At 63.5% G+C, this 19,748-nt stretch carries 14 protein-coding genes and 1 tRNA gene; 1 reads left to right on the forward strand and 14 read right to left on the reverse strand.

Annotated features, from left to right (window positions below):
- Positions 1–2: 2 nt before the first annotated feature.
- The 7 genes from tuf to rpoB all read right to left on the reverse strand — a co-directional run bounded on the left by tuf (position 3) and on the right by rpoB (position 15,406).
- Positions 3–1,193: an elongation factor Tu gene (tuf, locus tag CBM2588_RS16370; protein WP_018004885.1), complete on the reverse strand. Its 1,191-nt coding sequence runs from the start codon at positions 1,191–1,193 to the stop codon at positions 3–5.
- Between the two features lie 82 nt (positions 1,194–1,275).
- Entirely contained in the window at positions 1,276–3,384 is a 2,109-nt protein-coding gene (gene fusA / locus CBM2588_RS16375) for an elongation factor G (protein ID WP_115681336.1), read from the reverse strand.
- 117 nt (positions 3,385–3,501) lie between these two features.
- Positions 3,502–3,972, reverse strand: a complete 471-nt coding sequence (rpsG, locus tag CBM2588_RS16380) for a 30S ribosomal protein S7 (protein WP_012354147.1) — start codon at positions 3,970–3,972, stop codon at positions 3,502–3,504.
- A 224-nt stretch (positions 3,973–4,196) separates the two neighbouring features.
- The gene (gene rpsL, locus CBM2588_RS16385) at positions 4,197–4,574 is read right to left on the reverse strand and encodes a 30S ribosomal protein S12 (RefSeq protein WP_006576501.1); all 378 of its coding nucleotides are present in this window, start codon (positions 4,572–4,574) and stop codon (positions 4,197–4,199) included.
- A 335-nt stretch (positions 4,575–4,909) separates the two neighbouring features.
- Positions 4,910–6,757 (reverse strand): DNA helicase RecQ, encoded by a 1,848-nt coding sequence (gene recQ / locus CBM2588_RS16390; RefSeq protein ID WP_115681337.1) that lies wholly within the window; start codon positions 6,755–6,757, stop codon positions 4,910–4,912.
- 186 nt (positions 6,758–6,943) lie between these two features.
- Entirely contained in the window at positions 6,944–11,185 is a 4,242-nt protein-coding gene (gene rpoC, locus CBM2588_RS16395) for a DNA-directed RNA polymerase subunit beta' (RefSeq protein ID WP_111521310.1), read from the reverse strand.
- Positions 11,186–11,299: 114 nt separating this feature from the next.
- On the reverse strand, positions 11,300–15,406 hold the full coding sequence (gene rpoB / locus CBM2588_RS16400) for a DNA-directed RNA polymerase subunit beta (RefSeq protein WP_115681338.1): 4,107 nt from the start codon (positions 15,404–15,406) through the stop codon (positions 11,300–11,302).
- Here rpoB and CBM2588_RS16405 point away from each other — a divergent pair.
- Positions 15,287–15,649, forward strand: coding sequence for a hypothetical protein (locus tag CBM2588_RS16405; protein WP_165835220.1), 363 nt, complete (start codon positions 15,287–15,289; stop codon positions 15,647–15,649). The genes rpoB and CBM2588_RS16405 overlap by 120 nt on opposite strands.
- Before the next feature lie 185 nt (positions 15,650–15,834).
- On the opposite strand, the gene rplL is transcribed toward CBM2588_RS16405, so the two are convergent.
- The 7 genes from rplL to CBM2588_RS16440 form a co-directional block, all read right to left on the reverse strand.
- The gene (gene rplL / locus CBM2588_RS16410; RefSeq protein WP_012354151.1) at positions 15,835–16,209 is read right to left on the reverse strand and encodes a 50S ribosomal protein L7/L12; all 375 of its coding nucleotides are present in this window, start codon (positions 16,207–16,209) and stop codon (positions 15,835–15,837) included.
- Positions 16,210–16,278: 69 nt separating this feature from the next.
- Positions 16,279–16,800, reverse strand: coding sequence for a 50S ribosomal protein L10 (gene rplJ, locus CBM2588_RS16415; RefSeq protein WP_092317648.1), 522 nt, complete (start codon positions 16,798–16,800; stop codon positions 16,279–16,281).
- 408 nt (positions 16,801–17,208) lie between these two features.
- On the reverse strand, positions 17,209–17,904 hold the full coding sequence (gene rplA, locus CBM2588_RS16420; RefSeq protein ID WP_012354153.1) for a 50S ribosomal protein L1: 696 nt from the start codon (positions 17,902–17,904) through the stop codon (positions 17,209–17,211).
- The gene (gene rplK, locus CBM2588_RS16425) at positions 17,905–18,336 is read right to left on the reverse strand and encodes a 50S ribosomal protein L11 (RefSeq protein ID WP_010810467.1); all 432 of its coding nucleotides are present in this window, start codon (positions 18,334–18,336) and stop codon (positions 17,905–17,907) included. It abuts the gene before it with no gap.
- Positions 18,337–18,498: 162 nt separating this feature from the next.
- Positions 18,499–19,080, reverse strand: coding sequence for a transcription termination/antitermination protein NusG (gene nusG, locus CBM2588_RS16430; protein WP_012354154.1), 582 nt, complete (start codon positions 19,078–19,080; stop codon positions 18,499–18,501).
- Positions 19,081–19,090: 10 nt separating this feature from the next.
- Entirely contained in the window at positions 19,091–19,471 is a 381-nt protein-coding gene (gene secE, locus CBM2588_RS16435) for a preprotein translocase subunit SecE (RefSeq protein WP_012354155.1), read from the reverse strand.
- A 59-nt stretch (positions 19,472–19,530) separates the two neighbouring features.
- A tRNA-Trp gene (locus tag CBM2588_RS16440) sits at positions 19,531–19,606 on the reverse strand.
- Between the last annotated feature and the right edge of the window lie 142 nt (positions 19,607–19,748).

Raw genomic sequence — 19,748 nt, forward strand, 5'->3', positions numbered from 1 at the left:
GCTTAGTCGAGGATCTTTGCCACGACGCCGGCGCCGACGGTACGGCCACCTTCGCGGATAGCGAAGCGCAGGCCTTCTTCCATGGCGATCGGGGCGATCAGCTTGACGGTGATCGACACGTTGTCACCCGGCATGACCATTTCCTTGTCCTTCGGCAGCTCGATCGAGCCGGTCACGTCGGTGGTACGGAAGTAGAACTGCGGGCGATAGTTGTTGAAGAACGGGGTGTGACGGCCGCCTTCGTCCTTCGACAGGATGTACACCTCGCCGGTGAAGTGGGTGTGCGGCTTGATCGAACCCGGCTTGCACAGCACCTGGCCGCGCTCGACGTCTTCACGCTTGGTGCCGCGCAGCAGCAGACCGACGTTGTCGCCAGCCTGGCCCTGGTCCAGCAGCTTGCGGAACATTTCCACGCCGGTGCAGGTGGTCTTCACGGTCGGCTTGATACCGACGATTTCGATTTCCTCGCCGACCTTGATCACGCCGCGCTCGATACGGCCGGTCACCACGGTGCCGCGACCCGAGATCGAGAACACGTCTTCCACCGGCATCAGGAAGGTACCGTCAACGGCACGCTCCGGCGTCGGGATGTAGGTGTCCAGCGCGTCGGCCAGGCGCATGATGGCTTCTTCGCCCAGGTCGCCCTTGTCGCCTTCCAGCGCCAGCTTGGCCGAACCCTTGATGATCGGGGTGTCGTCGCCGGGGAATTCGTACTTCGACAGCAGCTCGCGAACTTCCATCTCGACCAGCTCGAGCAGTTCGGCGTCGTCCACCATGTCGCACTTGTTCAGGAACACGATGATGTACGGCACGCCAACCTGACGGGCCAGCAGGATGTGCTCGCGGGTCTGCGGCATCGGGCCGTCAGCGGCCGAGCACACCAGGATCGCGCCGTCCATCTGGGCGGCACCCGTGATCATGTTCTTGACGTAGTCGGCGTGGCCCGGGCAGTCAACGTGCGCGTAGTGGCGGTTGGCCGTCTCGTATTCGACGTGAGCGGTATTGATGGTAATACCGCGAGCCTTTTCTTCCGGCGCTGCGTCGATTTCGTCGTACTTCTTGGCGGCACCGCCGAACTTCGCTGCCAGCACCGTGGCGATCGCTGCGGTCAGCGTGGTCTTGCCATGGTCAACGTGACCAATCGTACCAACGTTCACGTGCGGCTTGGTCCGCTCGAACTTTTCCTTTGCCATTTTTTTAGCTCCTAATGGAATGCAGTCTTGTCGATTCATCACGCCGCCGCGCCCGGGTGGGTGGCGGCGGCATACAGCTTATTTACTTGCCCTTGGCCGCCATCACTGCTTCGGCGATGTTCTTCGGTGCCTCGGCGTAGTGCTTGAATTCCATGGTGTAGGTGGCGCGGCCTTGCGTGGCCGAGCGCAGCGCGGTCGAATAACCGAACATTTCCGACAGCGGGACTTCGGCCTTGATGATCTTGCCGCCGCCCACCATGTCGTCCATGCCCTGCACGATGCCGCGGCGGGACGACAGGTCGCCCATCACGGTACCGGTGTAGTCTTCCGGCGTTTCCACTTCCACGGCCATCATCGGCTCGAGCAGAACCGGGCTGGCCTTGCGCATGGCTTCCTTGAAAGCCATCGAGCCGGCCATGCGGAACGCGTTTTCGTTCGAGTCCACGTCGTGGTACGAACCGAACGTCAGCGTGACCTTCACGTCCACCACCGGGAAGCCAGCCAGGATACCTGCCGTCAGCGTGTCGACGATACCCTTTTCGACCGCCGGGATGTATTCGCGAGGAATCACACCGCCCTTGATGGCGTCGATGAACTCGAAGCCCTTGCCCGGCTCTTGCGGTTCCAGCGTGATCACGGCGTGACCGTACTGGCCGCGGCCGCCCGACTGCTTGACGAACTTGCCTTCGACGTCCTCGGCCTTCTTGCGGATGGTTTCGCGGTAGGCCACCTGCGGCGCGCCGATGTTGGCTTCCACGCCGAATTCGCGCTTCATGCGGTCGACCAGAATTTCGAGGTGGAGCTCGCCCATGCCCGAAATGATGGTCTGGCCCGATTCTTCATCGGTGCGCACGCGGAACGACGGATCTTCAGCGGCCAGGCGGTTCAGGGCGATGCCCATCTTTTCCTGGTCAGCCTTGGTCTTCGGCTCGACAGCCTGCGAGATCACCGGCTCCGGGAACACCATGCGCTCGAGCACGATCGGGGCAGCCGGATCGCACAGCGTATCGCCCGTGGTGGCATCCTTCAGGCCCACCGCGGCGGCGATGTCGCCGGCCAGCACTTCCTTGATTTCTTCGCGCTGGTTGGCGTGCATCTGCAGAATACGGCCCAGACGCTCCTTCTTCTGCTTCACCGGGTTGTACACGGTGTCGCCCGAATTGATCTTGCCCGAATACACGCGGAAGAAGATCAGCTGGCCGACGAACGGGTCGGTCATGATCTTGAACGCCAGCGCCGAGAACTTCTCGTTGTCGTCGGCCTTGCGCTCGAGCTTCTTCTCGTCGTCGCTTTCGTCCACGCCCTTGACCGGCGGAATATCGACCGGCGACGGCAGGAAGTCGATCACGGCGTCGAGCATGCGCTGCACGCCCTTGTTCTTGAACGCGGTGCCGCACAGCATCGGCTGGATTTCGCAGGCGATGGTACGGTCACGCAGCGCCTTGACGATCTCGGCACGGGTCAGCTCTTCGCCGCCCAGGTACTTTTCCATCAGCTCTTCGCTGGCTTCGGCGGCGGACTCGACCATCTTCTCGCGCCATTCCTCAGCGGTGGCTTGCAGCTCGGCCGGGATGTCCTGGTACTCGAACTTCACGCCCTGGCTGGCTTCGTCCCAGATGATCGCCTTCATTTCCAGCAGGTCGATCACGCCCTGGAAGCCGTCTTCAGCGCCGATCGGCACCACCACGGGCACCGGGTTGGCCTTCAGGCGGGTCTTCAGCTGGTCGTAGACCTTGAAGAAGTTCGCGCCGGTACGGTCCATCTTGTTGACGAACGCCAGACGCGGCACGCCGTACTTGTTGGCCTGACGCCAGACGGTTTCGGACTGCGGCTGCACGCCACCCACGGCGCAGTACACCATGCACGCGCCGTCCAGCACGCGCATGGAACGCTCCACCTCGATGGTGAAGTCCACGTGCCCCGGGGTGTCGATGATGTTGAAGCGGTGCTCGGGGTAGTTGCCGGCCATGCCCTTCCAGAAGGCGGTGGTGGCAGCGGAGGTGATGGTGATGCCACGCTCCTGTTCCTGCTCCATCCAGTCCATGGTGGCGGCGCCGTCGTGCACTTCACCGATCTTGTGGTTCACACCGGTGTAGAACAGGATGCGCTCGGTCGTGGTGGTTTTACCCGCGTCAATGTGAGCCGAAATACCGATGTTACGGTAACGCTCGATGGGAGTCTTACGAGCCACTTTAATCCTCTATTCGTCCGTGAGGCGCCGGCATCTCATGGCCCGCGCCCCTAACACAAACGGGCGAGATGTGTAAAAACACAGCCCGCCCGGCAACCAACAATGTTTTCGCTCGCTTTAGAAGCGGAAGTGCGAGAACGCCTTGTTGGCTTCGGCCATGCGGTGCACTTCGTCGCGCTTCTTCATCGCGCCACCACGGCCTTCAGCAGCTTCCAGCAGCTCACCTGCCAGGCGCAGCGCCATCGACTTCTCACTGCGTTTTTTCGCGGCCTCACGCAGCCAGCGCATCGCCAATGCCAAACGACGCGACGGACGGACTTCGACCGGAACCTGATAGTTGGCGCCGCCCACGCGACGGCTCTTCACTTCCACCACCGGCTTCACGTTGTTGATGGCAACGGAGAACACTTCGATGGGGGCCTTGCCTGCCTTCTTTTCGATCTGGTCGAACGCGCCGTACACGATGCGTTCGGCAACCGACTTCTTGCCATCCAGCATCAGCACGTTCATGAACTTGGCAACTTCAACGTTGCCGAACTTCGGATCAGGCAGAACGTCCCGCTTCGGGACTTCACGACGACGTGGCATCTTCTTTCCTTTAGATTCAGTTGAGAGCGCGGTCAGAGTTTCCCGCTCTCCGGCCACCAACTAGCTTGCATGCAAAGACAGCAAATTCGCCGGGTGACCACTTACTCGACGGCACGGTTGCCAAAAAGGCGCTCCGTTGTACCGCCGCCTGGTGACAGCACCATGACTTGCGCCACAGGCTATCGTTTGTTGCTTCGGGCCTTGCTGGCCCAGGCTGCCTGAACTTAGGCTGCCTTCGGACGCTTCGCGCCGTACTTCGAACGGGCCTGCTTGCGGTCCTTCACGCCTTGCAGGTCCAGCGAACCACGGACGATGTGGTAACGCACACCCGGCAGATCCTTCACACGGCCGCCGCGGATCAGCACGACCGAGTGTTCCTGCAGGTTGTGGCCTTCACCGCCGATGTACGAAATGACTTCGAAACCGTTGGTCAGGCGCACCTTGGCAACCTTACGCAGTGCCGAGTTCGGCTTCTTCGGCGTCGTGGTGTACACACGGGTGCACACGCCACGGCGCTGGGGGCAGTTCTCAAGCGCCGGGCTCTTGCTCTTGATGACTTCCGAGACGCGCGGCTTGCGAACCAGTTGGTTGATAGTTGGCATTGTTCAATCCAGCTTGGTTTGACGAAAAACGCCCCTCGTGCCGGCATGCGCCAGGCTGGAGAGGCAACTACGGGTTTTGGGCGGGAGAGGTGAGCGGGCGCTCTGGAGACGGGACTGTGCGGTAACAGCATGCCAAAGAGCGCGAGCCGGCACCCGGATCCCGCGTCTGCCGCCACCCGTCCATGGAAACCCAGTCCGGTAGGCTTGCCGGCAGCGACCTCAGGGCCACTTATCCGACGGGCGAGCGAAATCCAAAGCCAAAAACTCGAATCTGGCATCCTAGCAGCGGATTCGTATACCGTCAAGCCGTATACCCGACTGGCAGACCGTACCAGCTAGGCCCCGCGCAGCGTGTCGAGGATGCCCTGCCCGTAGCGCTCCAGCTTGGAGGCGCCAATCCCGGGAATGCCTTGCATCGCCGAGAGCGAATCCGGCGCGGTGCGCGCCAGTTCGGCCAGCGTGGCGTCATGGAAGATCACGTAGGCCGGTACGCCATGCTCGCGCGCGGCCTCGGTGCGCCAGCGGCGCAGCGCCTCCCAGTTGGCCAGCGTATCGGCGTCCATGTCGGCGGTATGGTCGATGCGCGTGCCGCGCGCCGCGCGCTCGCCGGACTTGCCTGGCCTGGCAGCCTGGCGGCGCAGGATGATCTGGCGCTCGCCCTTGAGCACCGCGCGGGCGTCTTCGCCCAGCAGCAGCGCGCCATGGCCGCCATGGTCGATGGTCAGCAAGCCTTGCGCGATCAGCTGGCGGAACACCGTGTGCCACTCATGCACCGAGCGGTCCTTGCCGATGCCGAAGGTCGAGACCTTGTCATGGCCCCATTGCTTGATCTTTTCCGAGGCATTGCCGCGCAGCACGTCGATCAGGTGGGTGGCGCCGAAGTGCACGCGGCTGGCCTGCGCGGTGCGGTAGACGCAGGACAGCGCCATCTGCGCCTCGCGCGTGCCGTCCCAGGTGGCGGGCGGCTCGAGGCAGGTATCGCAGTTGCCGCAGGGCTCGCTGGCTTCGTTGAAATACGCCAGGATGCGCACGCGCCGGCAACCCGCGGTTTCGCAAAGCCCCAGCAGCGCGTCGAGCTTGGACGACGACACGCGCTTGAACGCCTCGTCGGCCTCGGATTCGTCGATCATGCGCTTCTGCTGCACCACGTCGCCCAGGCCGTAGGCCATCCAGGCATTGGCGGGCAGCCCGTCGCGGCCGGCGCGGCCGGTTTCCTGGTAATAGCCCTCCATGCTCTTGGGCAGGTCCAGGTGGGCGACAAAGCGTACGTCGGGCTTGTCGATGCCCATGCCGAAGGCGATCGTCGCCACCATCACCAGCCCTTCCTCTTCGCGGAAGCGCGCCTGGTGGTGCTGCCGCACCTGGGCGTCCATGCCGGCATGGTAGGCGAGTGCGTTGATGCCGTGGCCGCTCAGCCATTGCGCGGTGTCCTCGACCTTCTTGCGCGACAGGCAATAGACGATGCCGCTGTCGTGGGTGCCGTCGGCCGCGGTATGTTCGGCCTTGATGAAGGCGAGCAGCTGCTGGCGCGCATTGTCCTTCTCGACGATGCGGTAGCGGATATTGGGCCGGTCGAAGCTGGAGATGAAGATGCGCGCGTCGTGCAGCGCCAGCCGCTCGACGATCTCTTCGCGCGTCAGCGCGTCGGCGGTCGCGGTCAGCGCGATGCGCGGCACGTACGGGAAGCGCTCGTGCAGCACCGACAGCTGGATGTACTCGGGCCGGAAGTCATGGCCCCATTGCGACACGCAGTGGGCTTCGTCGATGGCGAACAGGCCGACGCGGGTGCGCTCCAGCAGGTCAAGGAAGCGCGGCGTCATCAGCCGTTCCGGCGCCACGTAGAGGATCTCGATGCGCCCTGCCAGCAGGTCGCGCTCGACCGCCGAGGCCTCGGCGCCGGTCAGCGTCGAGTTGAGCACCGCGGCGCGCACGCCGGCCTCGGTCAGCGCCGCGACCTGGTCCTGCATCAGCGCGATCAGCGGCGACACCACGATGCCCACGCCATCGCCGGCGCGCTGGCGCAGCAGCGCCGGAATCTGGTAGCACAGCGACTTGCCGCCGCCGGTCGGCATCAGCACCAGGCAATCGCCGCCGGTGGCGACGTGGTCGATGATCTCGGCCTGGCGCCCGCGGAAGGCGTGGTAGCCGAAGACATCCTTGAGGATCGCCAGTGCTTGCGACATGGACAACGGAAATGCTGGAGCCGGAAAAGCCGTAACCTTACCACTAAGGGGGCCCGCCGCCGCGCCCGCGCAGCAAACTCTCCGATGTTTCTCACGAAAGGCCGGCGCCGCGCGCGGACGAAAAAAAAGCCCGGCTGGATCAGCCGGGCTTTGGTCCGCCTTGCGGCGGTCATCACTGCATCGAGATCAGGCGTTGTCGCCTTCGCCCTCGGTCGCCTGCACCACCGGCGGCTCGATGAAGAGCGACTGCTCTTCTTCGGCGATCGCCTGGGCGCGTTCGCGCTCGGAGGCCTCGCGCGCCTTGCGGGCACGGTGGTAGGCCAGGCCGGTACCGGCCGGGATCAGGCGGCCGACGATCACGTTTTCCTTCAGGCCACGCAGGTCGTCGGTCTTGCCCATGATCGCGGCTTCGGTCAGCACGCGCGTGGTTTCCTGGAACGATGCCGCCGAGATGAAGCTGTCGGTCGACAGCGACGCCTTGGTAATACCCAGCAGCAGGTTCTCGTAGGTCGCCGGACGCTTGCCTTCGGCGATCACGCGGTCGTTCTCGTCGAGCAGTTCCGAACGCTCCACCTGTTCACCCGGGATGAACTTGGTGTCGCCCACATCGACGATCTGGACCCGACGCAGCATCTGGCGAACGATCACCTCGATGTGCTTGTCGTTGATCTTCACGCCCTGCAGACGGTACACGTCCTGGACTTCGTCGACGATGTAGTGCGCCAGCTCTTCGATGCCCTTCAGGCGCAGGATGTCGTGCGGGTCCGCCGGACCTTCCACGATCATTTCGCCCTTGTTCACCACCTGGCCGTCGTGCACCAGCACCTGCTTTTCCTTCGCGATCAGGAACTCGTGGGCATTGCCGTCCAGGTCGGTGATGACCAGGCGCTGCTTGCCCTTGGTGTCCTTGCCGAACGAGGTCGTGCCGGTGACTTCCGCCAGCACGGCGGCATCCTTCGGCGAACGCGCTTCGAACAGCTCGGCCACGCGCGGCAGACCACCGGTAATGTCGCGGGTCTTCTGCGACTCGGTCGGGATACGCGCGAGCACTTCACCCACGTGCACCTGCTGGCCGTCCTTCACGGTAATCAGCGCGCCGACCTGGAAGCCGATGGTCACGGAATGGTCCGTGCCCGGGATCTTCACTTCCTGGCCGTTGGCGTCGAGCAGCTTCACCTGCGGGCGGATGCCCTTGGTTGCGGCCGTGCGGCGCTTGGCGTCGATCACCACCAGGGTCGACAGGCCCGTCACTTCGTCCATCTGCTTGGCGACGGTCACGCCTTCTTCGACGTTCTCGAACTTGATCGTGCCCGAGTACTCGGAGACGATCGGGCGCGTCAGCGCGTCCCAGGTCGCCAGCTGCGTGCCGGCCTTGATCGACTGGCCGTCCTGCACCAGCAGCGTGGCGCCGTACGGGATCTTGTGGCGCTCGCGCTCGCGGCCGTGGTCGTCGGTGATCAGCGCCTCGCCCGAACGCGAGATCACGATCAGTTCGCCCTTGGCGTTGGTCACGTAGCGCATGGTCGCGGTGAAGCGGACCGTACCGGTCGCCTTCGCTTCCACGCTCGAGGCCACTGCCGCACGCGATGCCGCACCACCGATGTGGAACGTACGCATGGTCAGCTGCGTGCCCGGCTCACCGATCGACTGGGCGGCAATCACGCCCACCGCTTCGCCCGAGTTCACCAGCACGCCGCGGCCCAGGTCGCGGCCGTAGCACTTGGCGCACAGGCCGTAGCGCGTGTCGCACGACAGCGGGGTGCGAACCTTGACTTCGTCCACGCCGATGTTGTCGATCAGCTCGACCAGGTCTTCGTCCAGCAGCGTGCCGGATTCGATCGCGGTTTCCTGGGTTTCCGGGTTGACCACGTCAGCCACGGTCACGCGGCCGAGGATACGGTCGCGCAGGGCTTCGATCACTTCACCGCCTTCGACCAGGGCCTTCATGGCCACGCCGTTGGAGGTGCCGCAGTCGTCTTCCACCACGACCAGATCCTGCGTCACGTCGACCAGACGACGGGTCAGGTAACCCGAGTTCGCGGTCTTCAGTGCGGTATCGGCCAGGCCCTTACGGGCGCCGTGGGTCGAGATGAAGTACTGCAGAACGTTCAGGCCTTCACGGAAGTTCGCCGTAATCGGCGTTTCAATGATCGAGCCATCCGGCTTGGCCATCAGGCCGCGCATGCCGGCCAGCTGGCGGATCTGCGCGGCGGAACCCCGTGCGCCCGAGTCGGCCATCATGTAGATGGAGTTGAACGACTCCTGCTTCACGGTCTTGCCTTCGCGGTCGACCACGTCCTCGTGCTGCAGCTGCTCCATCATCGCCTTGCCCACCTGGTCGCCGGCGGCGCCCCAGATGTCCACGACGTTGTTGTAGCGCTCCTGGTCGGTCACCAGACCCGACATGTACTGCTTGTCGTATTCCTTCACCTTGGCCGAGGCCTCGGCGATGATCTTTTCCTTCGCCGGCGGCACCAGCATGTCGTCGATCGCGATCGAGATACCGGCGCGGGTCGCCAGGCGGAAGCCCGACTGCAGCAGCTTGTCAGCGAAGATCACGGTCTCGCGCAGGCCGCAGCGGCGGAACGCCGTGTTGATCAGGCGCGAGATTTCCTTCTTCTTCAGCGGCTTGTTCAGCACCGAGAACGGCAGGCCCTTTGGCAGGATCTCGGACAGGATCGCGCGGCCGACCGTGGTGGCCTGCAGCGTGATCTTGGGCGCGAAACGCGCGTCGCCTTCGGCGTCCTTGTCGACCAGCTCATACTCGGTGATACGCACGTTCACGCGCGAAGCCAGTTCGACTTCCTTGTTCTCGTAGGCGCGGATCACTTCGCTGATGTCGGCGAAGGTCATGCCTTCGCCCTTGCCGTTGATCTTGTCGCGGGTGGTGTAGTACAGGCCCAGCACCACGTCCTGCGACGGCACGATCGACGGGTCGCCGTTGGCCGGGAACAGCACGTTGTTGGAGGCCAGCATCAGGGTGCGGGCTTCCATCTGCGCTTCCAGCGACAGCGGCACGTGGACAGCCATCTGGTCACCGTCGAAGTCGGCGTTGAACGCCGCGCACACCAGCGGGTGCAGCTGGATGGCCTTGCCTTCGATCAGCACCGGCTCGAACGCCTGGATACCCAGGCGGTGCAGCGTCGGCGCACGGTTCAGCATCACCGGGTGCTCGCGGATCACCTCTTCGAGGATGTCCCACACCACCGGGGTCTGGCTTTCGACTTCCTTCTTCGCCGCCTTGATGGTGGTGGCGATGCCCATCGTTTCCAGCTTGTGGAAGATGAACGGCTTGAACAGCTCGAGCGCCATCAGCTTTGGCAGGCCGCACTGGTGCAGCTTGAGCGTCGGGCCCACCACGATGACCGAACGGCCCGAGTAGTCGACGCGCTTGCCCAGCAGGTTCTGACGGAAACGGCCGCCCTTGCCCTTGATCATTTCGGCCAGCGACTTCAGCGGACGCTTGTTGGCGCCGGTCATCGCCTTGCCGCGACGGCCGTTGTCCAGCAGCGAGTCAACCGCTTCCTGCAGCATGCGCTTTTCGTTGCGCACGATGATCTCGGGGGCCTTCAGCTCCAGCAGGCGCTTGAGGCGGTTGTTACGGTTGATGACGCGGCGATACAGGTCGTTCAGGTCCGAGGTCGCGAAGCGGCCGCCGTCCAGCGGCACCAGCGGGCGCAGCTCGGGCGGCAGCACCGGCAGCACTTCGAGGATCATCCACTCGGGCTTGATGCCCGAACGCTGGAAGGCCTCGAGCACCTTCAGGCGCTTGGCGAACTTCTTGATCTTGGCTTCGGAGCCGGTGGCCTGCAGTTCGGCGCGGATCTGTTCGATCTGCTTCTCGATGTCGATGCCGCGCAGCAGTTCACGGATGCCCTCGGCACCCATCATGGCGACGAATTCGCCCTCGCCGTACTCGTCGCACTTCGCCAGGTAGTCGTCTTCGGACATGATCTGGCTCTTCTTGAGCGGGGTCATGCCGGGTTCGATCACCACGAACGCTTCGAAGTACAGCACGCGCTCGATGTCGCGCAGCGTCATGTCCAGGACCATGCCCAGGCGCGACGGCAGCGACTTCAGGAACCAGATGTGCGCGGTCGGCGCGGCCAGTTCGATATGGCCCATGCGCTCGCGGCGCACCTTGGCCAGCGTCACTTCAACGCCGCACTTCTCGCAGATCACGCCGCGGTGCTTCAGGCGCTTGTACTTGCCGCACAGGCACTCGTAGTCCTTGATCGGGCCAAAGATCTTGGCGCAGAACAGGCCGTCGCGTTCCGGCTTGAACGTACGATAGTTGATCGTTTCCGGCTTCTTCACTTCGCCGTACGACCACGAACGGATCTTCTCGGGCGAGGCCAGGCCGATCTTGATCGCGTCGAACTGCTCTTCCTGCTGTACCTGCTTAAAGAGATCGAGCAATGCTTTCATTGCAACTCCTTGTTTCGCCACCGTCCCGGAGTCTGTCCGGGTCGATGGCATTCATCCTGTGGGAAATCCTTCGCTGGTGGGTGCCCGCCGTGGCCGGCACCCGCATCGTCTCGATCAGTAGCGATCGAGGTCGATGTCGATACCCAGCGAGCGGATTTCCTTCACCAGCACGTTGAACGATTCCGGCATGCCGGCGTCGATCGAGTGCTCGCCCTTGACGATGTTCTCGTACACCTTGGTACGGCCGTTCACGTCATCGGACTTGACCGTCAGCATTTCCTGCAGCACGTACGACGCGCCGTAGGCTTCCAGTGCCCACACTTCCATCTCACCGAAACGCTGGCCACCGAACTGGGCCTTGCCGCCCAGCGGCTGCTGCGTCACCAGCGAGTACGGGCCGGTGGAACGCGCGTGCATCTTGTCGTCGACCAGGTGGTGCAGCTTCAGCATGTGCATCACACCCAGCGTGACCGGACGCTCGAACGCTTCGCCGGTGCGTCCGTCGTGCAGCGTGACCTGCTGCTTGGAAGCCGTCAGGCCCTTCTCGGCGGCAATCTCGTCCGGGTAGGCCAGGTCGAGCATGCGCTTGATTTCCTTCTCGTGCGCACCATCGAACACCGGGGTCGCGAACGGCACACCCTTCTTCAGGTTGTGCGCCAGCTCCAGCACTTCGGCATCGCTCAGGCTGTCCAGGTCTTCCGGCTTGCCGCTCTCGTTGTAGATCTGCGAGAGCAGCGTGCGCAGTTCCTGCGCCTTGGCCGAAGCCTTGAGCATGTCGCCGATGCGCTGGCCCAGGCCGCGCGCGGCCCAGCCCAGGTGGGTTTCCAGGATCTGGCCCACGTTCATCCGCGACGGCACGCCCAGCGGGTTCAGCACGATGTCGGCCGGGGTACCGTCCGCCATGTACGGCATGTCTTCGATCGGCACGATCTTCGACACCACACCCTTGTTACCGTGACGGCCGGCCATCTTGTCGCCAGGCTGCAGGCGGCGCTTCACGGCCAGGTAGACCTTGACCATCTTGATCACGCCCGGCGGCAGTTCGTCGCCCTGCGTCAGCTTCTTGCGCTTCTCTTCGAAGGCCAGGTCGAATTCGTGGCGCTTCTGCTCGATGGCTTCCTTGACGGCTTCCAGCTGGGCGGCCAGTTCCTCGTCGGCCGGACGGATGTCGAACCAGTGGTACTTGTCGATGTCCGCCAGGTACTCCTTGGTGATCTTGGCACCCTTGGCCAGCTTCTTCGGACCGCCGTTGACGGTCTTGTCGACCAGCAGACGCTCCAGACGCTGGAACGCGTCGCCTTCCACGATACGCAGCTGGTCGTTCAGGTCCAGGCGGTAGCGCTTCAGTTCGTCGTCGATGATCGACTGGGCACGCTTGTCGCGCGTCACGCCTTCGCGGGTGAAGACCTGGACGTCGATCACGATGCCGCTCATGCCCGACGGCACGCGCAGCGAGGTGTCCTTCACGTCCGACGCCTTCTCGCCGAAGATCGCGCGCAGCAGCTTCTCTTCCGGCGTCAGCTGGGTCTCGCCCTTCGGCGTGACCTTGCCCACCAGCACGTCGCCGGCTTCAACCTCGGCACCGATGTAGGTGATGCCCGACTCGTCCAGGCGAGCCAGCTGGGCTTCGGCCAGGTTCGAGATATCGCGCGTGATTTCTTCCGGTCCCAGCTTGGTGTCGCGGGCGACGACCGACAGTTCCTCGATGTGGATCGAGGTATAGCGGTCTTCGGCCACCACACGCTCCGAGATCAGGATCGAATCCTCGAAGTTGTAGCCGTTCCACGGCATGAACGCCACCAGCATGTTCTGGCCCAGCGCCAGCTCGCCCAGGTCGGTCGAGGCGCCGTCGGCGATGACGTCGCCGCGGGCCACGTGGTCGCCCACCTTGACCATCGGACGCTGGTTGATGTTGGTGTTCTGGTTCGAGCGCGTGTACTTGATCAGGTTGTAGATGTCCACGCCGACTTCACCGGCGACGGCTTCGTCGTCGTTCACGCGGATCACGATACGCATCGCGTCGACGTAGTCGACCACGCCGCCACGCATCGCCTGCACGGCCGTACCCGAGTCGACCGCAACGGTGCGCTCGATGCCGGTGCCGACCAGCGGCTTGTCCGGACGCAGGCAAGGCACGGCCTGACGCTGCATGTTCGCGCCCATCAGTGCACGGTTCGCGTCATCGTGTTCCAGGAACGGCACCAGCGAGGCAGCGGCCGACACGATCTGCGACGGCGCCACGTCGATGTACTGTACGCGGTCCGGCGTCACCATGCGGGTTTCACGCTCGGAGCCTTCGCGCGCCGACACCAGTTCGTCGGTCAGGTTGCCGTCGGCATCGACGGTCGCGTTGGCCTGCGCCACCACGTACTTGCCTTCTTCGATCGCCGACAGGTAGTCGACCTCGTCGGTCAGCTTGCTGTCGACCACCTTGCGGTACGGCGTTTCCAGGAAGCCGTATTCGTTCAGGCGGGCATACAGTGCCAGCGAGTTGATCAGGCCAATGTTCGGACCTTCCGGCGTTTCGATCGGGCACACGCGGCCGTAGTGGGTCGGGTGCACGTCGCGGACTTCAAAGCCGGCGCGCTCGCGGGTCAGGCCGCCCGGGCCCAGTGCGGAAACGCGGCGCTTGTGCGTGATCTCCGACAGCGGGTTGGTCTGGTCCATGAACTGCGACAGCTGCGACGAACCGAAGAACTCGCGGATCGCCGACGAGATCGGCTTCGAGTTGATCAGGTCGTGCGGCATCAGGTTCTCGGTCTCGGCCTGGCCCAGACGTTCCTTGACGGCACGCTCCACGCGCGACAGGCCGGCGCGGAACTGGTTTTCGGCCAGTTCGCCGACGCAACGCACGCGACGGTTGCCCAGGTGATCGATGTCATCGACCTCGCCCTTGCCGTTGCGCAGGTTGACCAGGATCTTGATGGTCTCGAGAATGTCCTCGTCCTGCAGCACCATGGCGCCTTCGCCGCTGGGGCGGCCCAGGCGGCTGTTCACCTTCATGCGGCCAACGCGCGACAGGTCGTACGACTCTTCGCTGTAGAACAGGCGCTGGAACAGCGCTTCCACGGCTTCCTCGGTCGGCGGCTCGCCCGGGCGCATCATGCGGTAGATCGCGATACGCGCGGCGGTCTGGTCGACGGTCTCGTCCACGCGCAGGGTCTGCGACATGTACGGGCCCTGGTCCAGGTCGTTGGTGTACAGGGTCTGGATCTGCTTGACGCCAGCTTCGCGCAGGTTTTCCAGCAGCGCTTCGGTCAGCTCGTCGTTGGCGTTGGCGATCACCTCGCCGGTATCCGGGTCGATGATGTTCTTGGCCAGCACGCGGCCCAGCAGGTAGTCTTCCGGCACGCTGATCAGCTTGGTGCCGGCCGAGTCCAGGTCGCGGATGTGCTTGGCGTTGATCCGCTTGTCCTTCTCGACCACCACGCGGCCGTTCTTGTCGGCGATGTCGAAGCGCGCGACTTCACCGCGCAGGCGCTCGGGCACGAACTCCAGCTGCGCGCCTTCCGACTGCAGCGTGAAGTTGTCGAACACGAAGAAGTGCGCCAGGATCTGTTCCGGGGTCAGGCCGATCGACTTCAGCAGGATCGTCACCGGCATCTTGCGGCGGCGGTCGACGCGGAAGTACAGGATGTCCTTCGGGTCGAATTCGAAGTCCAGCCACGAACCGCGGTAGGGGATGATGCGTGCCGAGAACAGCAGCTTGCCCGAGCTGTGGGTCTTGCCCTTGTCGTGCTCGAAGAACACGCCCGGCGAGCGGTGCAGCTGCGAGACGATGACACGCTCGGTGCCGTTGATGACGAACGAGCCCGTGGAAGTCATGAGCGGAATCTCGCCCATGTAGACTTCCTGCTCCTTCACTTCCTTGACCTTGCCCGGGTTCTCGCGATCGTTGATGATCAGGCGAACCTTGGCGCGCAGCGCCGAGTGGAACGTCAGGCCACGCTGCTGGCATTCCTTGACGTCAAAGGGCGGGTTGGACAGGTGATACGAGACGAACTCCATACGGGCAAGCCCATTATGCGAGGAGATCGGGAAAATCGCGTTGAAAGCGGCCTGCAGGCCTTCGGTCTTGCGACGTGCGGGTGGCGTATCCGCTTGCAAGAACTGGGTGTAGGATTCAATCTGGGTGGCAAGCAGGAATGGAACCTGATGTACCGTCGCGCGCTTCGCAAAGCTTTTGCGAATGCGCTTCTTTTCGGTGAAGCTGTACGCCATGGGATCTCCGAATCATCGCAGGGCTGGCTGGACCTGGCCGGACCTGAGGTGTTCAGCGACTGGGAGGGGATTTGGCGGTTGGCCGCTACCAACCTCTGGCTGACGGTGTCCGCACGCTGCGGGCGGTGTGGTCGTCGCTTCAGCGCAACGCCTGTACTCGCCCGGGGGACACCCGACCAAACTTGTCTTCTGCAGTCGGTTCAGAAGACAAACATCAGCAGCAACCACTTAGTGTGCCACTGATGTTTGGCCTCTGCTGAATCGCAGGCAAATGCACCGTCGCCGCGAGTCGCAAAAATCACATTTACCGCATTAGCGCTGCGCCGAGTGTTGACTAAAACACAAACGCACAAGCGCAAAAAGGCTGGCGCCGGGAATTTCCCTTTGCCAGCCCTGTTCGCGTGCCGCGGGGGCACGCGAGTACAGCATTACTTGACGTCGACCTTGGCGCCGGCGTCTTCCAGCTTCTTCTTGGCTTCGGCAGCAGCAGCCTTGTCCACGCCTTCCTTGACGGGCTTCGGTGCGCCATCGACCAGGTCCTTGGCTTCCTTCAGGCCCAGGCCGGTGATTTCGCGAACAGCCTTAATCACGCCAACCTTGTTGGCGCCGACTTCGGCCAGGATCACGTTGAATTCGGTCTGCTCTTCGGCAGCAGCAGCACCGGCAGCGCCCGGAGCAGCAGCCACGGCCATGGCAGCGGCCGACACGCCAAACTTCTCTTCGAACGCCTTGACCAGGTCGTTCAGTTCCATCACGGACATCGCGCCAACGGCTTCCAGGATGTCGTCTTTGGTGATTGCCATTTGAAATACTCCTACTAGATTTGATTCGGTATCGGTAATGCGATCTTGCGATGCGCGGCCTGGATTGCCTTAGGCGCCGGCAGCTTCCGCTTCCGCGGGAGCGCCTTCTGCCTTCTTGGCGGCCAGAGCAGCCAGCAGACGGGCGAAGCCCGACACCGGTGCCTGCATCACGCCCAGCAGCTGAGCAATCAGTTCGTCGCGGCTCGGGATCGAGGCCAGCGCCTTCACGGCGGCAGCGTCGAGAACCTTGCCGTCATACGACCCGGCGCGCAGGACCAGCTTGTCGTTGGTCTTGGCGAAGTCGTTCAGAACCTTGGCCGAGGCCACTGCATCTTCGGAAATACCGTAGATCAGCGGACCGGTCATCTGCTCTGCGAGGCCTGCAAACGGCGTACCTTCGACGGCACGGCGGGCCAGCGTGTTCTTCAGAACGCGCAGGTACACGCCTTGCTGGCGAGCGGCAGCACGCAGCTTGGTCAGATCGCCAACCGCAATGCCGCGATATTCGGCGACGACGATGGTCTGGGCCTTGGCGACTTGCGCCGAGACCTCAGCAACGACGGCCTTCTTATCTTCAATATTGAGTGGCACGGTTAAGCTCCAAAATGACGCTGGGTCTCCGGCAATGTCGGAGCCTTCACGTCAGCACAAACGAACGGCGTCCGATTGGCCCGAATCATCCGGGTCGAGGCCCGGCTTCATCAATCCCTTCGGGTGCGCCATCTGCGCTGGCTGGCCGGAAAGCGGGGTTCAGGCGTAGCGCCTGCGCTCCAGCTCCGACCGATTAAGCCCTTTCCGCCCTGCTGCCGCGGACAAGGACACCAGCGGTCTTTGATAACCAGCGGTACCGGCGATGCTTTCGCATCGAACACGGCACCACTGCCCAAAGCCTTGCTCCTTTCCTCGCGGTCCGGAGACGACCCTCGCCACAGGCCAGGGTCTTCAATTCTTGCTTGCCGACCGGTGTTATCGGGTTCCGGTCAGCAATATGCCGTCAGCTCAGGCTGCCAGCGTAGCCTGGTCGACACGCACGCCCACGCCCATGGTCGACGAGACCGCAACCTTGCGCAGGTACACGCCCTTGCTGGTGGCCGGCTTGGCCTTGACCAGCGCGTCCAGCAGCGCCGCCAGGTTGCTCTTCAGCGCGGCGTCTTCGAACGAACGGCGGCCGATGGTGGCGTGGATGATACCGGCCTTGTCGACACGGAACTGGACCTGACCGGCCTTGGCGTTCTTCACGGCCTGGGCCACATCGGGGGTCACGGTACCGACCTTCGGGTTCGGCATCAGGCCGCGCGGGCCCAGGATCTGGCCCAGCGTACCGACGATACGCATCGTGTCCGGCGAGGCGATCACGACGTCGAAGTTCAGGTTGCCGGCCTTGACTTGCTCGGCCAGGTCTTCCATGCCGACGATGTCGGCACCGGCGGCCTTGGCGGCCTCGGCCTTGTCGCCCTGGGCGAACACGGCCACGCGCACCGACTTGCCGGTACCGGCGGGCAGCACCACGGAACCACGCACCACCTGGTCCGACTTCTTGGCGTCGATGCCCAGTTGCACGGCCACGTCGATCGACTCGTCGAACTTCGCCGAGGCGCAGCCCTTCACCAGGCCCAGGGCCTCGTCGATCGGGTAGAACTTGGTACGCTCGATCTTCGCCTTGTTGGCGGCGACGCGCTTGGAAACCTTAGCCATTTACAGACCCTCCACGGTGATGCCCATCGAACGAGCCGAACCGGCGATGGTACGCACGGCGGCGTCCAGGTCGGCGGCGGTCAGGTCAGCGTTCTTGGCCTTGGCGATTTCTTCAGCCTGGGCGCGGGTGATCTTGCCAACCTTGTCGGTGTGCGGCTTCGGCGAACCCTTGGTGATGCCGGCTGCCTTCTTGATCAGCACGGTCGCCGGCGGCGACTTCATCACGAAGGTGAAGCTCTTGTCGGCGAAGGCGGTAATCACCACCGGCACCGGCAGACCGGGTTCCATACCCTGGGTCTGGGCGTTGAACGCCTTGCAGAACTCCATGATGTTCAGACCACGCTGACCCAGTGCGGGACCAACGGGCGGGGAGGGATTTGCCTTACCAGCCGGAATCTGCAGCTTGATAAAGCCAATGATCTTCTTGGCCATCTCTACTCCAATCCGGATCGCTCCACGCGGGGGTTGCGATCCTGTTGAGTCGTAACGCGCTGTCGCCGCACCGGTGGCACGGCCTCACGCTCCTCTTTGGCAGCGCCCTGGGGCACCGCCGCTGCCGGTTGCCGCCCTTTCGGCCGACAACCGGCAAATTCCTTAAACCTTTTCGACCTGGCCGAACTCGAGCTCGACCGGCGTTGCACGTCCGAAGATGGTGACCGAGACGCGCAGGCGCGATTTCTCGTAATTCACTTCTTCGACGTTGCCGTTGAAATCGGTGAACGGGCCGTCCTTGACGCGCACCATTTCGCCCACTTCGAACAGCGTCTTGGGACGCGGCTTCTCGACCCCTTCCTGCATCTGGGTCATGATCTTGTCGACTTCGCGCTGCGAAATCGGGCTCGGGCGATTGCGGGCGCCGCCCACGAAACCGGTAACCTTGCTGGTGTTCTTCACCAGGTGCCAGGTCTCGTCGGTCATTTCCATTTCCACCAGCACGTAGCCGGGGAAGAAACGACGCTCGGTGACCGACTTGTGGCCCCCCTTGATTTCCACCACTTCTTCGGACGGCACCAGGATGCGGCCAAACTTGTCCTGCATCTCGGCGCGCTCGATGCGCTCCTGCAGCGCGCGTTGCACGCTCTTCTCCATGCCGGAGTAGGCATGCACCACATACCAGCGCTTCTTCGACGAAGGCGATTCCGGCGCGGCGGTTTCCTGCTGGGCGTTATCCGTCATGTGCTACCTCTTATTTCCAGCCCAGCACGAGCGAGAACACCACCCACTCGATGAGCTTGTCCGCCGACCACAGGAACAGGGCCATGACGACGACAAAGACAAAGACCAGTCCCGTCATCTGCCCGGCTTCCTTGCGCGTCGGCCAGACGACCTTGCGAACTTCCCGATACGATTCCTTGGCGAACCCGATAAAGTCCTTGCCCGGTGCCGACACCAGCGCAACCACGATACCCAGTGCAATACCACCGAACAGTGCGGCGCCACGTACATAAGACGGTTGCTGTGCCAGTGCATAGAAACCGATGACGCCCGCCACCACCAGCAGCACCGCGACGCCAAGCATCCACTTGCCGCTGCTGGCATTCACGGTTTCAACATTGGGATTGGCCATGTTTCGCAAACGAGACTAAGCCGCGTCACGATTGTTCCTCGCGACGCGGCTGATTGATTTGGCAGGGGCAGAGGGAATCGAACCCCCAACCTTCGGTTTTGGAGACCGACGCTCTGCCAGTTGAGCTATACCCCTAAAACAACTTCGGGGTCGACGCTTGCGCCAACCCCTCTGGCAACGAATGCGGCCGGTTGGTGCCGCATTCGCTATCGAACAGCTTAGTCGAGGATCTTTGCCACGACGCCGGCGCCGACGGTACGGCCACCTTCGCGGATGG

The sequence above is a fragment of the Cupriavidus taiwanensis genome (assembly GCF_900250075.1).
Classification (GTDB): Bacteria; Pseudomonadota; Gammaproteobacteria; order Burkholderiales; family Burkholderiaceae; genus Cupriavidus; species Cupriavidus taiwanensis_C.

What these genes read in the sequence shown, in the direction of transcription:
- rpsL (WP_006576501.1), bottom strand. Translation starts at nt 4,574, where the DNA reads ATGCCAACTATCAACCAACTGGTTCGCAAGCCGCGCGTCTCGGAAGTC.
- rpoC (WP_111521310.1), bottom strand. Translation starts at nt 11,185, where the DNA reads ATGAAAGCATTGCTCGATCTCTTTAAGCAGGTACAGCAGGAAGAGCAG.
- rpsG (WP_012354147.1), bottom strand. Translation starts at nt 3,972, where the DNA reads ATGCCACGTCGTCGTGAAGTCCCGAAGCGGGACGTTCTGCCTGATCCG.
- nusG (WP_012354154.1), bottom strand. Translation starts at nt 19,080, where the DNA reads ATGACGGATAACGCCCAGCAGGAAACCGCCGCGCCGGAATCGCCTTCG.
- rplK (WP_010810467.1), bottom strand. Translation starts at nt 18,336, where the DNA reads ATGGCCAAGAAGATCATTGGCTTTATCAAGCTGCAGATTCCGGCTGGT.
- secE (WP_012354155.1), bottom strand. Translation starts at nt 19,471, where the DNA reads ATGGCCAATCCCAATGTTGAAACCGTGAATGCCAGCAGCGGCAAGTGG.
- tuf (WP_018004885.1), bottom strand. Translation starts at nt 1,193, where the DNA reads ATGGCAAAGGAAAAGTTCGAGCGGACCAAGCCGCACGTGAACGTTGGT.
- rplL (WP_012354151.1), bottom strand. Translation starts at nt 16,209, where the DNA reads ATGGCAATCACCAAAGACGACATCCTGGAAGCCGTTGGCGCGATGTCC.
- recQ (WP_115681337.1), bottom strand. Translation starts at nt 6,757, where the DNA reads ATGTCGCAAGCACTGGCGATCCTCAAGGATGTCTTCGGCTACCACGCC.
- rplA (WP_012354153.1), bottom strand. Translation starts at nt 17,904, where the DNA reads ATGGCTAAGGTTTCCAAGCGCGTCGCCGCCAACAAGGCGAAGATCGAG.
- rpoB (WP_115681338.1), bottom strand. Translation starts at nt 15,406, where the DNA reads ATGGCGTACAGCTTCACCGAAAAGAAGCGCATTCGCAAAAGCTTTGCG.